This window comes from Micromonospora sicca, from assembly GCF_003172935.1.
GTDB classification, from domain to species: Bacteria; Actinomycetota; Actinomycetes; order Mycobacteriales; family Micromonosporaceae; genus Micromonospora; species Micromonospora sicca.
Genome location: NZ_QGKS01000066.1, coordinates 1 through 14141, shown reverse-complemented (window position 1 = coordinate 14141; position 14141 = coordinate 1). Strand labels below are relative to the sequence as shown.

Below are 14141 nucleotides of genomic sequence, written 5' to 3'. Positions count from 1 at the left end.
CGGTCTACTTCGCCCGCCCGCACTCACCCTGGCAACGTGGCAGCAACGAGAACGCCAACCGGATCCTGCGCGAGTACTTCCCCAAGGGCGTCCCCATCACCTCCGACCCGAAATACCTCGCGATGGTCGCTTCCGAGATCAATGACCGACCGCGTAAGATCCACGGCTGGAAGAAGCCCTCCGAGATATTCACCGAACTCGTCGAGGCAAATGCTTCCACTGGCTGAACCCGCCGTGTACTGCAAGGACAGCAACCGGCGTGGCTCGTACGAACACACCGAATTCACGTTCCTGGGGTACACGTTCAGGCCGCGTGGGGTGCGCACGAAGACGGGAAAGATGTTCACCGGCTTCAACCCGGCGATCAGCAAGGATGCTTTGACAAAGATCGGACGGCAGGTGCGGTCCTGGGGACTGCACCGACGCACCGAGGTCTCGGAAGCGGATCTCGCCGAGCGGATCAATCCGATCGTGCGGGGTTGGATGAACTACTACGGCGCGTTCTACCGATCTGCGCTGTATCCTCTCCTGGCGCGTATCAATGCCTACTTGATGCGGTGGCTACGTAAGAAGTTCAAACGATTGCGCGGACGCAAAAAGGCTCACGAAGCATGGACCAGAGCCGTCACCGCGAGGCCGAAGTTCTTCGCCCACTGGGCATGGGTACCTGGCGTCCCTGCCGTCTGGTGACCAGGACAACAAGAGCCGTATGAACCGAGAGGTTCACGTACGGATCTGTGAGAGCCGGAGGGTGAAATCCCCTCCGGCTACTCGCCAACACGGCCGTGCAGCGGGTTGCGGATGACACGGGCATTGCGTCCATAGCGGACAGCGCTGGATGTGGGCGCGGAGCCATCGATAGACAGGTTCTTGCGACGGAATCAGTCTTCGAGAGGGCTCCACGTGATCACCTATTCTGCCAGGCTCGACGTGCCCAGGGAACTCGTGCGACACGTGGCGCGGTTGCTGCGGGCCGAGCGTCGGGCGGTGGGCACCCGGCCGGGAACCCGGGCCTTGACGTGCTTCTACCAGGCGATCCTGGTGTTGGTGTGGTTCCGCAAGGGTGAGGACAAGACCACCCTCGGCGCGGGGTTCGGGGTGTCGAGGGCCACCGCCTACCGGTACGTGGCCGAGGCCGTGCGGGTCCTGGCGGCGCAGACACCCACCCTGCACGACGCGCTGCGCCGGGTCGCCGCCGACGGCTGGTCGCACGTGATCCTCGACGGGAAGCTGTTCGACACCGACCGCCTCGCCGAGACCACCGTGAGCGTGAAAGGCGACACGATCGACGCGTGGTACTCCGGGAAACACCGCGACTTCGGGGCGAACGTTCAGGCTGTGATGCGCCCCGACGGGCTCCCGATCTGGACCTCGGATGCGATGCCCGGACATCTGCATGACCTGACCTGCGCCCAGCGTTTGGACGTCACCGGCGCCCTCTACTGGGCGGCCTCCGAACTGCGGCTGCCGACCCTGGCCGACTCAGGCTACGAAGGCGCTGGCCAGGGCATCCACGCGCCGTACAAGCAGCCCGCCGACGGCCGCCGGCTCGCCGTCGACAACCGAACCTACAACGCCGTCCTTCGATCCATGCGGTGCCTCGGAGAACGCGGCTTCGCGATCCTCGTCGGCCGCTGGCGGACCCTGCGTCACAGCACAGCCAGCCCACGGCAGGTCGGCGACATCGTCCGCGCCGCTCTCCACCTCACCCATTTCGAATACCGATACCTACCGGATTCTTGTTGAGATCACGTCAATGGGACTCTCTCGGGCCGCACAGCAACGTCCATCTCCTCTTTACGAACGTTGCGGGGCAACCGAGGCGCATTGGCAGCCGCCCGATGCAGATCTTCGCATCAGGCTCGTCGCTGGTCCTCGTCAACTACAGCAGTGACCCATCGATCAACGAGCGGCGCACGTACACCAAGTGCGCAGCCTGTACGCGTTGACCAACATCCGAATCCACGGATGCGCAGCACGCCTCGATCGGCTGCTCACATCTGCCGCCGAGCGGGCGTCAGGGGCCGCACCTGCGAGACCGACAAGTCAGCCGACCGCTCGTGCCGAAAGTGGTGCGTTCACCGTCAGCGGTAGTTCTGGACCAGGCAGAACTCGTGGTCCTCCGGGCCGAGGTCGACGATCTGAGGTTCCCCCGGTTTTCCGGACACCTGAGCTGAGGCGACACTGGTCGCCGAGGGAGGAGTTCGGATGCCCGCACCACACCCGCCGGAGTTTCGTCAGCGCGCGGTCGAGTTGGCTCGGCTGCGCAACAAGCCGATCCGGGAGATCGCCAAGGACTTGGGGATCTCGGAGTCGTGTCTGCGCAACTCGCTGGCCCAGGCCGACACCGACGACGGCACGCGCGAGGGCTTGAGCAGCGACGAGCGTAAGGAGTTGGCGGCGTTGCGCAAAGAGAAGCGGCGCCTGGAGGTGGAGAACGAGATCCTGCGCCGGGCCGCGGCCTTTTTCGCGCGGGAGAACGTCCTCCCAAAATGATCTACCCGGTCGTCGCCGATCTCGCCGCTGGCGGGATCGCGGTGGCGGTGGCGTGCCGGGTCCTCGGGGTGTCGACGTCGGGCTACTACGACTGGCGCAGCCGGCCTGTCTCGCCCCGTGAGGCGGCCGATCAGGCGCTGGGTGAGCTGATCCGCGACATCCATCAGATGTCGCGGGGCACCTACGGATCCCCGCGAGTCCATGCCGAGCTGCGGCTGGCCGCGGGGGTGCGGTGCGGCCGCAAACGCGTCGAGCGGCTCATGCGCGTTCACGGGCTGCAGGGCGTCTACCGGCGCCGACGCACAGGCTGCACCGTGCGGGACCCGCAGGCGTCATCGGCGGACCTGGTCAACCGGCGGTTCGTCGCCGACCGGCCGGACGCGTTGTGGGTCACCGACATCACCCAGCACCGCACCCAGGGCGGCTGGGTGTACTGCGCGGTCGTGCTGGACGTGTTCGCCCGCCGGGTCGTGGGCTGGTCGATCGCCGACCACCTCCGCTCGGAGCTGGTCATCGACGCCCTCGACATGGCCCGCTGGCGACGGCCCCCAGCAAGGGGCAGACCGTGGTCCACTCCGATCACGGCAGCCAATACACGTCTTGGGCGTTCGGGCAGCGGATCAGGTCGGCCGGCCTGCTCGGCTCCATGGGCTCCATCGGCGACTGCTACGACAACAGCATGGTCGAGTCCTTCTTCGGCTCCATGCAGCTGGAACTGCTCGACCGGCAGCCCTGGGCAATCCGTCAGGAACTGGCCAACGCCATCTTCGAGTGGATCGAGGCCTGATACAACCCACGCCGACGCCACTCAAGCCTTGGCAACCTATCCCCGATCGACTACGGACGACAACAGACCCCGGCCGCAGCCGCGGGACGCGGGCTGATCCAGTCCCGCGACGGCGATGTCGTCGAGATCGCACCCGGCGACACGGTCTGGACGCCGCCCGGGGAGCGGAACTGCACGGCGCCACCCCCGACCACCTCATGACCCACCTCGCCATGCGAGGAGCCCCCGGGGGGCGCGGTCGCCGCCGGTACCCCGCGCGCCTGGCCGCCCTCCCGGTCCGGCTGGGTAGGGTGGGTGGCTGTTCGCGTCCCGTGGGAGGAAGACGATGACCGTGCGGCCATCCAGGCCCACGTTCGGCTTGGACGACTTCGGGCTGGACGACCGGATGCGGCTGTTCGGTTACGTCACGGCGGAGAACCGGTTCGCCTACCTGTGGCTGCTGCGGGCCTTCGACTCGGCGCGGTCCAGCTACCACGTCGTGCTGCACACCTCCGACGTGGCCGCGGCGCTGGCGGCGCTGCACGAGGCGAACCCGGACTGCCCGGATCCGGCCCACGTGGAGCTGCCGCGGCTGCTCGACGCCCTGGTGGACTGGGGCGTGCTCGACCGGGGGCAGGACGGTTCCCGGGCCACGACGCTGGCGGAGTACCGCAACCGGCACTCGGTGTACCAGTTCACCGAGGCCGGTTACCGGGCCCACCGGGCGGTGGAAGCGGTGTTGTCGGCGAGCATGGACGACTCGACGCTGTCCCGGCTGGTCTTCGCCGATCTCCTGGCGGACCTGAACGCGCTCGCGTCGGCCAACGACGCCGGTGACGCGGAGGAGGTCTACCGTAAGTTCAACCGGCTGGACCGGGCGTTGGCCGACATCGCCGAGCGGGCCGCCCGCTTCTACCACATGCTGGGCGATCTGGGCCGGACCAACGACGTGCGGCCGGAGGCATTCCTCGCCCACAAGGACGCACTGCTGGCTCACCTACGGGACTTCCACGACGAATTGCAGCGGTACACCCCTCGGCTGCGCGCGGCGGTGCACGAGGTGGAGGCGACCGGGCTGGACCGGCTGATCGAGGCGGCCGCCGAGGCCGACGAGCGGCTGTTCCACACCCCGGTACAGCGGCTGGAGGACTGGCGGCGGCGCTGGGCGGGGCTGCGGTCCTGGCTGGCGCCGCCAGGACCGGAGCAGCTCAGCGAGGCGGATCGGTTGTCGGACGCCACCATCGCCGCGATCGGCGACGTCCTCGCCCTGTTGCGCCGGGTCACCGAGGCACGCCGTGGCGGGGTGAGCCGGGAGTCGCAGCTGCGGCACCTGGCCGCGTGGTTTACCCACACCGGCACCCAGGAGGCCGCGCACGCCCTGTTCGACGTCGTGTTCGGCGTCGGCGCTCCCCGCCACGTCGGGGTGGCGCACCCGGATCCGGAGGCGATCGCGAGCCGGCTGTCGTGGTGGGACGCACCGGCGGTGGAGCTGTCCCGCACCCTCGTGGCCTCGGGTCGGGCACCTGGGCAGGGCCGGGGGCGGCCGGCCCGGCTGGACCGGGTCGACGACCGCCGGCACCGGCTGCGCGGCGACCAGCTCGCCCGGGAGCGCCGGTTGGCCGACGCGGCGACGGCGCTGGCTGCCGAGGGAGCCACCGACAGCCGGTTGGACACCTCGCAGACCCAGGTCCTGCTGCGCCTGCTCGACATCGCGCTGGCCGCCCGGGTCGGTGGCAGAGCCGTGGCGCCGCTGGCGGCCGCCGCGCACGGCGTCCGGCTGACCCTCACCCCGACGCCGGGACGGTTCACCACGGTCCGAACCGCCGACGGCCGGCTTCATCTGGACGGGTACGCGCTGACGGTCACCGCCGCGCAGCACACCGCGGTCCGCCGTCCCGAACTGGTGCCGGCGTGACCGCGGAACCGGGTGGACTCCGGCCGGCGGTCCACCGGTTTGCCGTCGACGTTTCGGAGCTGGAGCTGGCGGACTACCAGCGGGCCGTCCGGCTGATCCTGCGCCACCCGCTGATCACGGGGACCTGGCCCGACGAGCGGGCGCTGCCCCGGGTGCGGCGGTTCGCCGCCACCCTGCGCCGGGATCTCGCCGAGGCGTTCGGGTACCGGCTGGAGCTGCACGGTTCCACTGCCCGGCTGGTACGGGCGAAGGACCAGCTCGACGGCACCCAGCCGGCGGTGTCCCGCACCGGGCGGCCGTTCGACCGGCAGCGCTACGCGTACCTGGCGTTGTGCCTGGCGGTGCTGGGCCGTGCCGGGATCCAGATCACCCTCAGCGAGTTGGCCGACTCGGTGGTTAGTGACGCGAACCGGATCACCGGCCTGGGGTTGGATCCGGACCACGGCCCGGATCGGCGGGCGTTCGTGGACGCGGTCGGCTGGTTGGAGGAGCGTGGCGTGCTCCGGCTGGCCGACGGCTCCAGCGCCGCCTGGGCCAGCGACCCCGGAGCTGGTGAGGCATTGTACGACGTCGCGCGGGACGTGGTGTTCGCGTTGTTCCGGCCGACCCGGGTGGTGCAGCACGTCGAGTCGGTGTCGGCGCTGCTCGGTCGGACGATGACCAGCAGCGGTAACGCCGAGCGCCGGCAGGCGGCTCGGGCGGCCCGGCGGGCGGTGGTGGAGTCGCCGGTCGTCTACCACGCCGACGTCGATCCGGTGGTCGCCAACCATCTGCGCGGTTCGGCGCTCGCCGCCGACCTGGCCCGGTTGACCGGTTTGCGGGTGGAGCGGCGGGCCGAGGGGGTGCTGCTGGTGGACACCGCCGGGTTCACCGGGGAGCGGTTCCCGGGCACCGGGTCGGTGGCGCAGGCCGCGGTGCTGCTGGCGGTGGAGATGGCCGACCGGGTGGTGGATCCGGACGGCCGTCGGGTCAAGCGCCTCGTCCCGCCCGACGGGTACGGCCGGCAGCAGGCGCTGGTGGGCCAGATCGACGCTGGCCTGCCCACGGCCACCCTGGTGCGGCTCGACGACACCGGTCCGGTCGAGCTGTGGACCACCGAGGACGAAATCGGCTCCGACGAGACCGATGGCGCCGGCCGGTTGCCGTTCGTCACTGACAGCTTTCTGCGTAACGCCGTCGGCGAGATCCTGCAGCGGTACGGGTCGGCGTTCGGTGTCCAGTGGCACGCCGACCCGGACCGGCTGCGCGACGAGGCGGTGGCGTTGCTGGAACGGTTCGGCGCGGTCACCGTCGTGCCGGGCGGAGTGCTCGTGCGGGCGCTGGTCGGTCGTTACCGCCACACGGTCGCCGCAGTCAAGCCCCGCGCCGCCACTGAAACTCTCTTCTGACCCTCGGGAAGTTGATCGTGATCGAGCAACGTGCCGTCCGCCGGTTCGCCCCCACCCGGGCCGGGATCATTAACCTGTGGGACTACCGGGACGAGGAGTTCCTCTTCGTCGACGGGTGGCTGGTGCTGCGCGGGCCGAACGGTTCCGGCAAGACCAAGGCGCTGGAGGTGCTGTTCCCGTTCGTGCTCGACGGGCGGATCGAACCCCGCCGGCTGAACCCGTTCGCCAGCGAGGACCGGACGATGAAGTCGAACCTGCTCTACCGAGGGCAGGAGGTCACCCACGCGTACGTGTGGATGGAGTTCGGCGACGGCGAGGAGTACGTGACGGTCGGCATCGGGTTGCGGGCGCACCGGCACGTCGACCGGGTGACCCGCTGGCACTTCGTAGTCGACGGTCGGGTGGGAGTGGACTTCTCCCTGCTAGACGCCGACGATCGGCCGCTGAACCGCCGCGACCTGATCGACCGGTTGGGGGCCGACGCGGTGCGGGACTCGGCGGAGGACTACCGGCACCTCGCCGACGCCCGGCTGTTCGGCCTCGGTCCGGCCCGCTACGAGCAGCTGTTGGATCTGGTGCTGACTCTGCGCAAGCCGCAGCTGGCCAAGGACCTCAACCCGGTCGAGTTGTCCCGCACCCTGCAGCGCGGGCTGCGTCCGGTCGAGGACCACCTGCTGGTGGAGGCCGCCCGCTCGTTCGACGACATGGAGGCGGTCGCCCGTACCCTCGAAGGACTGGTGGCGGCGGACGGCGCCACGGCCGGGTTCCTGACGGTCTACTCGACCTACCTGCGCACCCATGCCCGGGCGGCCGCCGATACCCTGGCCGCCCGCCGCGACGCGGTCGCCACCCGGTCGGCCGCACTTGCCGACGCGCGCCGCACGGCCGACGCGGCGGCCGAGGCGAGGCCGAGGCCGGCACACGGCTGCGGGCCGTCGAGGGCGAGCCCGGGCGGCTCCGCGCCCACCTGGACAGCTTGAGGGCCTCGGCGGCCTATCAGTCCCACGAGCAGCTCGCCGACCTGGAACGGCATGTGCACGACCTGGCCGAGGCGGCCGAGCGGGCCGGCGGGACCGTTGCCGCCGAGGAGACGGCGGCGGCCCGGCGTCGTACCGAATGGGAACGGGCGATGGTGGCGGCCCGGGACGCGCGGGCGGTGGCCGACCGGCTCGCCGCCGAACTTGTGCTCGACGCCGAGGCGGCGCGGATCACCTGGAGCGCCGACGACGCCGCCCCGGACGACCTGGCGGCCCGGATCACCGCCCGGGCCGCCGCGCGCCGCGACGACGTGCGCGCCGTCCGCACGCAGGTGACGCGGCACGGCCAGGCCGAACGTGACCAGTCCCGGGCCGCCGCCGACGCGGCCGGCGCCACGGCCGCCGCAGCCGACGCCGAGCAGGCCGAGCGGCGCGCCGAAGACACGGTCACTCAGGCCCGCGCGCGGCTGCGTGCCCAGCTCGGGCAGTGGGCGCAGGACAACGCCGAACTGCTGGCCGACGTCGCGGTTCCAGAGCTGGCCGGTGCCCTGGCCGCCGCCGTGGACACCACCGGTGAGCCGGGCGCGCAGACCCTGCGGGAGGTGTACGCGGAGGCCACTGCCGCCGGGGTGAGCCAGCGGCGGGACCGGCTCGCGGCGCTGACGGCGCACCGCGCGGCGCTGGCCGACCGGCGGTCCGAGGTCGCCGCCGAACGGGACCGGATCGCCGCCGAGCACGAAGACGCGCCGCCCGTCCCGGTGACCCGGCTGGCGACCCGCACCGGCCGAACCGGCGCGCCGCTGTGGCTGCTGGTCCGCTTCGCCGATGGGGTGACCGGCGCGGATGCGGCGGCCATCGAGGCGGCGCTGCACGCCGCCGGGCTGCTGGACGCCTGGCTGCATCCCGACCCCGAGATCGCGGCGATCGCGCTGTCGGGCGACGACCTGGACGGCTACCTGCTGCCGCTCCCGCCGCACCGGCGGCCGACCGGGGTCACGCTCGCCGACGTGCTGATCCCTGAGGAGCAGGACGACGTGCCCGCCGGGCGGATCAATGAGGTGCTCGCCTCGGTGGCGCTGGTGGATGCGGTCACCCCCGGTGAGCCCGGTGCGGCGTCAGTGACGGTCGGGATCGACGGTCGGTACGCCCTGGGCGTCAGCCTCGGCCGGTTCGCCAAGACCTCCTGCGAGTACATCGGCGCGACCGCCCGGGCCGCCCGCCGCGCCGCCCGGGTCGCCGAGTGCAGCCGGCAGCTGGCGACCATCGACGGCGACCTCGGCGCGGTGGACCGCGACCGCGCGTCCGTGGAGGCGCTCCTGGCGGCGGTGGACGCGGCCGCCGGGCAGTTGCCCACACCCGCGCCGGTCCACGCGGCGCTGCGTGAGCTGGATCGGGCGGCCGCGACGCTCCGCGCCCGGCGGGAGGCCAGCGCGGCCTCCGCCGCCCGCCTCGACCAGGCCCTGGCCGAGCGGGCCGCCGCGACTGCCGCGCTGCGCCGGACGATTGCGGAGCGGTCGCTACCGGTGGACCGGCTCGACGACACGGCGGAGGCGGTGGACCGCTTCGAGAAGCGAGGCGTACGCCTGGAGAGCGCGCGGCCAGCCGCCGCGCGCGCTGCCGAGCAGGAGGACCAGGCGCGGCAGCGGCACGACGAGGCGATCGACCGGTTCACCGCCGCCGAGGACACCGCGCGCACCGCCCGTTCCCGGCACCGGGACAAGGCCGAGGCGTACCGGACGCTGCGCGACAGCGTCGGCGCCGACGCGGAACGGGTGCTGGCCGACGTTGCCCGCACCGCCGACGAGATCACCGAGGCGGAGCAGGCCATCGAGCAGGCCCGCACCCAGCTCGGCTCCGCCCGGGAACGGCGGGCCGCCGTGCTGACCCGGGTGGAACTGGGCGAGCAGGCCGTGACCGCTGCCGTCGCCGAGGCTCAGCACGATGCTCAGCGGCTGCGCCCGTACGCCCAGCCGGACCTGCTGGGCCTGCTGCGGTGCCCCACCGATCTGCGCTGGCCGGCGCAGACCCCGGGCGACGAGCTACACCCGCAGGTGGCGGCCCTGCACGAGGCGATCCTCGCCGCCACCCGGGAGTTGAGCCCCACCGAGACGTCACTCAAGCAGAGCGCCACCCGGCTCACCACCGCGCTGACCGAACTGCAGGCACAACTGCCGGCCGCCGGCCTCGACCACCGACCCGAATGGGACACCGACGACGGGGTGATCGTCGTCCGGGTCGCCGACGAGCAGGGCCTGACCCCGGTCGCCCACTTCGCGGACCGGATCGCCCGGGAGCGCCACGACCAGGAACAACTGCTCACCGACTCCGAACAGCGGGTGCTGGAGGACGCCCTGCTCGGGCAACTTGCCCGGCAGATCCATCACCGGACCATCGAGGCCCGCGACCTGGTGGCGGCAATGGACAGCCAGATGCGGGCCCGCCGGATGTCCTCCGGGCTCACCGTCGGCGTCGGCTGGCGGCTCGCCGACGACCTCGACGCCGAACAACGCGACGTCTGCAAGCTGCTCGAACGCGATCCGGCCCGGCTGGGGCCGGCCCAGCTCACCGCCATGCGCCGGCACTTCGCCGCTAGGATCAAGACGGCGCGGGCGGCAGCGCCCGAGCGGCCGTGCCGGGAACTCCTCGGTGACGTCCTCGACTACCGGCAGTGGCGAACGTTCGCGTTCACCCTGCACCGGCCCGGCGGCGGCACGGAGGCACTGACCCGAGCCCGGCACAGCCAGCTCTCCGGCGGCGAACAGTCGGTCTCCCTGCACCTGCCGCTCTTCGCCGCCGCCAACGCGCTGTTCGGCTCGGCACGGCCTGACGCACCCCGACTGCTCGGCCTCGACGAGGCGTTCGCCGGCGTGGACGACACCGGCCGAGGGGAACTGATGGCCCTGGCGAAACAGTTCGACCTGGACCTGTTCATGACCGGTTACGACCTCTGGGCCACCCACCCGGCGGTCAGCGGCGCCGCCCACTACGACCTGTCCCACTCCGCCGTGGAGCACGCGGTGTCCACCGTGCTGCTGGTCTGGGACGGCTCGACCAACATCGCCGACTTCGACGGAACGCTGGCTCGCGCGCTCGGCTCCCCGGAGACTCGCCGCGCCCCGGACGGTCGCGGGGATGCCGACCGGGCCGGCGTCCTGCTCGACCTCGCCGACGAATGACCGGCGGACGCGACGACCGGCCGTCGGACCGGTTCGGCCGACAGGCGTTGACCGAGCAGCCAGAGCGGCCTGGCGATCACGGCGGATCGACGAACCTGGTCGAGCAGCCGGGCTGGCGACGGTTGCTCACGGCCGCCCGGCGCAGCCTGGAACGCACCGGTGGCCGGCTCGACGCCACCGTGACGTTGGCCGCCCCCACTGACGACGAACGTCTCGTGATTATCGGCATCACCGGTACCCACCGCTCCGCCACTGCGTCCCGCCTCAGCGTCCGACTGGCTGAGGTGGACGAGCACCTGCGGGCGGCACACGGATTGGGCCTGGCCGACGTGCTCACCGCGTCGGCCCCGCTGCGTAACCGGCCGGCCGACCTCAAACGCGAGGCGGTGGCCCGGGATGCCGTTCTCGCCGTGGCCCACGACGGCCGGCACGCCAGCACCACCTGGTACGCCGAATGGCTCGACGGCCTACGCCGCGACGGTACCCTGACCCGCGTCGTGCGAACCGGGCTGCCGTTCCAGGACGTCGTCCGCGTACTGGACGCGCTGCCCGCAGCCGACGAACCGATGCCGGTCTTCGCCGACCGGGTGCTGGACGACACGAAGGCCCTCACCGAAGGGCCGCTGCGCGGGCTCGTCCTCCGTGCCGTCGCCGCGTGGCAGCAGACAGCGCTACCGGTCGACGGCGAGCGGGAGCGGGCGTTGTGGGAGTCGGTCGGGCTGGTCCCGGACGACCTCGCCAGCCAGGTGCTGGTGCTCAACGTGCCGGCCACCGGCGGCCTGGTCGGGCGGTGGCTGACCGAGGCCACCCAGGCGGGCGTGCCGACCCGGGTCACCCTGCACCAGTTGCGCCTGGCACCGCTGACCCTGACCTGCGACGAGGTCTTCGTCTGCGAGAACCCCGCCGTGCTCCGCGCGGCCACCGCCGCCCTCGGGGCCCAGGTTCCGCCGCTGGTCTGCACGGAGGGGGTGCCGTCAGTAGCCGTCCACACACTGCTGCGCGCCGCCTCCAGGGCAGCGGTGATCCGGTGGCGCAACGACTTCGACTGGACCGGCGTACGGCTGACGGCGGCGGCGCTGCAGCGGTACCCGCGCGCGGTTCCGTGGCGGATGACCGCCGCCGACTACCTGCCTGCGGCGGGCACCGGCACGGCCCTGCTCGGTACGCCCGTCGGGACGCCGTGGGACGAGTCGCTAGGCGAGTCGATGCGGCGCACCGGCCGAGCGGTGATGGAGGAACGCCTGCTCGACCAGCTCATCGCCGACCTGCGTACGGCCGGAGCCGGGTGACGCGCCGGCGATGGCGGTCCGTCGTCGGTTCCGAGTCCGTGTGGGAGAGGAGCGGCGGTCCTCCCGGGGCGACAGCCGCAAGTCGAACACAAGGAGCCCGCATATCGAACACCGATCTGCCGCAGATCGAAAGCGTAAGCCCTCGCAGATCGAAACCCCCGTCAGTTACTGTGACGTGTGCCCACACCGCACCTGACTCCCCGCCGCGCCGCCGCGCAGGTCGACGCCGCCCTGGCCGACACCCGCGTCGTGCTGATCAGCGGGGCACGCCAGACAGGCAAGAGCACCCTGGTTCGCATCGTCGCCGGCGACCGGCTCGCCGAGCGCCGTGATCTCGATCGGGCGCAGGACCGGGCAGCGGCGATCGCCGACCCGGTCGGCTTCGTGGACTCCTCCGAACTGCTGGTGGTTGACGAGATCCAGCGCGCTCCGGAGCTGCTGCTGGCCATCAAGGCAGCCGTCGACGAGGACCCTCGTCCTGGCCGGTATCTGCTCACCGGCTCATCGCGGCTGTTCGGTATGGTGGCAGCCCCGGACGCGTTGCCCGGCCGGATGGAAACCGTCGAGCTCTGGCCGTTCTCCCAAGGCGAGCTCGACGGCGAGCCGGACGGATTCGTCGACGCCATCTTCGCGCTCGGCCCCGAACTGCGACATGAGTCGGACGTGACCCGCGCCGACTACGCGGCCAGAGTCGTGCGCGGCGGCCTGCCCGAGGCCACGGCCCGCGCCGACCCGCGGCGCCGCCAACGGTTCCTCGACGCGTACGTCCAAGCACTCATCGATCGCGATGTGCGGCAGCTGTCCGACATCCAGCACAAGGGCGAGCTGCGCAAGCTGGTACGCCTCCTCGCGGCCAGATCCGCGACCATCATCGCCGCCAACTCCCTCGAATCCGCACTCGGACTGAGCCGGCCGACGATCGCCCGCTACCTCCAGGCCCTGGAAGAGATATTCCTGATCAAGCGGATCCCCGGCTGGTCCCGCAACCTGGGCACCCGCGCCACCGCCGCTCCAAAAATAATCTTCGTCGACTCGGGCATCGCCGCCAACGAGATCGCGATCGACGCCCGGGCGCTGCTCCGGCCGGGCGCACCGTTCGCCCCGCTGCTCGAATCATTCGTCCTGTCCGAGCTGTCCCGCCAGCTCACCTGGTCCGAGCAGTTCGCCGACCTGTCCCACTACCGCGACCAGAGCAGGTACGAGGTCGACGCGGTGCTTGAGAACAGATCTGGTCACGTCGTCGGGATCGAGGTCAAGGCAGCCACCACCGTCGGACCTGAGGACTTCCGCGGGCTACGCCGACTCGCCGACCGCCTCGGCGACGACTTCATCGCCGGCATCGTCCTCCACACCGGAACCTCCACGCTGCCGTTCGGCGACAGACTCCGCGCCATGCCAGTCAGTGCCCTGTGGCAGATTCCCACTCCGCCAGCAGACTGACCTCGCTCAGGTCGCTGCCGTCAGATGAGGGCTCATTCGATCACCAGGACATGTCCGCTGATCTCCGGCAAGCGAGCACAGCAACGCGCGGGTGCGACCAGTGACCAAGGAACCAGAATAGGAACCCGCAGGTAGCGAACCTGCGTATACAGATAGAGCACCGTCTTAGGAGTCTCCATGTGACTCCGGGTGATCTTGATAGGCAGGGTGGGGCGGCCGGCGGGACCGGGGTCGCGTCGGCGGGGAGCGGTCTGGTTCAGGCTGCGGCGTGGATCGCCGGTGCCGGTCGGGTGAATGTCTTGTTGTCGCGGATGAGTGCCCAGAGGACGTCGACGCGTCGTCGGGCGAGGGCGAGCATGGCCTGGCGGTGGTGTTTACCCTCGGCGCGTTTCTTCTCATAGTAGGCGCGGGAGGTAGGGCATTCCCTGGCGGCGGTGAACGCCGCCATCCACAAGATGTGCCGCAGTGAGCCTTTCCGCGCAACGGTGTGAGTACGTCGGGTAGCTGCCCTGATGATCGGTGTAGACACGCCGGAACCCGTTGTGGTGCAAGGGAAAGACGCAGAACCCCGGTATGAAGTGGTCCTCTCACAGATCAACTTCAGTAGGGGTCCTGCGTCGCCATGAGTGTCACATACACCGCCGAGCTGTCCGTGCGCGAGGAGACCGTGTTGTTCCTGTCCGGGCTCCTGCAC

The 14141-nt window shown here is 71.2% G+C and carries 9 protein-coding genes and 2 pseudogenes; 10 read left to right on the top strand and 1 reads right to left on the bottom strand.

Features of this window, described 5'->3' with window-relative positions; genetic code table 11:
- The 10 genes and pseudogenes from DKT69_RS38085 to DKT69_RS01700 form a co-directional block, all read left to right on the top strand.
- Positions 1-227, top strand: a 227-nt coding sequence (locus DKT69_RS38085; protein WP_161557750.1) for an IS30 family transposase, incomplete at its 5' end; no start/stop codon positions are given.
- A gap of 112 nt (positions 228-339) precedes the next feature.
- The gene (locus tag DKT69_RS38820) at positions 340-690 is read left to right on the top strand and encodes a group II intron maturase-specific domain-containing protein (RefSeq protein WP_201749443.1); all 351 of its coding nucleotides are present in this window, start codon (positions 340-342) and stop codon (positions 688-690) included.
- A 213-nt stretch (positions 691-903) separates the two neighbouring features.
- Complete coding sequence (locus DKT69_RS01735; RefSeq protein ID WP_109799855.1) at positions 904-1746, top strand: transposase family protein; 843 nt, start codon at positions 904-906, stop codon at positions 1744-1746.
- A gap of 462 nt (positions 1747-2208) precedes the next feature.
- A pseudogene (locus DKT69_RS01725) lies at positions 2209-3361 on the top strand (IS3 family transposase); the annotation flags it as partial.
- Between the two features lie 247 nt (positions 3362-3608).
- The gene (locus tag DKT69_RS01720; protein WP_109799852.1) at positions 3609-5177 is read left to right on the top strand and encodes a TIGR02677 family protein; all 1569 of its coding nucleotides are present in this window, start codon (positions 3609-3611) and stop codon (positions 5175-5177) included.
- Positions 5174-6565 (top strand): TIGR02678 family protein, encoded by a 1392-nt coding sequence (locus DKT69_RS01715; RefSeq protein WP_109799851.1) that lies wholly within the window; start codon positions 5174-5176, stop codon positions 6563-6565. Before DKT69_RS01720 ends, DKT69_RS01715 begins: the two co-directional genes overlap by 4 nt.
- Before the next feature lie 17 nt (positions 6566-6582).
- Positions 6583-7545 (top strand): hypothetical protein, encoded by a 963-nt coding sequence (locus DKT69_RS39380; RefSeq protein WP_236647268.1) that lies wholly within the window; start codon positions 6583-6585, stop codon positions 7543-7545.
- A complete protein-coding gene (locus tag DKT69_RS01710) occupies positions 7542-10718 on the top strand; it encodes an SbcC/MukB-like Walker B domain-containing protein (RefSeq protein ID WP_236647266.1) in 3177 nt (1058 codons plus the stop codon). Before DKT69_RS39380 ends, DKT69_RS01710 begins: the two co-directional genes overlap by 4 nt.
- On the top strand, positions 10715-12007 hold the full coding sequence (locus DKT69_RS01705; RefSeq protein WP_109799850.1) for a TIGR02679 family protein: 1293 nt from the start codon (positions 10715-10717) through the stop codon (positions 12005-12007). Before DKT69_RS01710 ends, DKT69_RS01705 begins: the two co-directional genes overlap by 4 nt.
- A 177-nt stretch (positions 12008-12184) precedes the next feature.
- Positions 12185-13447: an ATP-binding protein gene (locus DKT69_RS01700; protein ID WP_109799849.1), complete on the top strand. Its 1263-nt coding sequence runs from the start codon at positions 12185-12187 to the stop codon at positions 13445-13447.
- A 256-nt stretch (positions 13448-13703) separates the two neighbouring features.
- On the opposite strand, the pseudogene DKT69_RS01695 reads toward DKT69_RS01700, so the two are convergent.
- A pseudogene (locus DKT69_RS01695) lies at positions 13704-13913 on the bottom strand (IS110 family transposase); the annotation flags it as partial.
- Between the last annotated feature and the right edge of the window lie 228 nt (positions 13914-14141).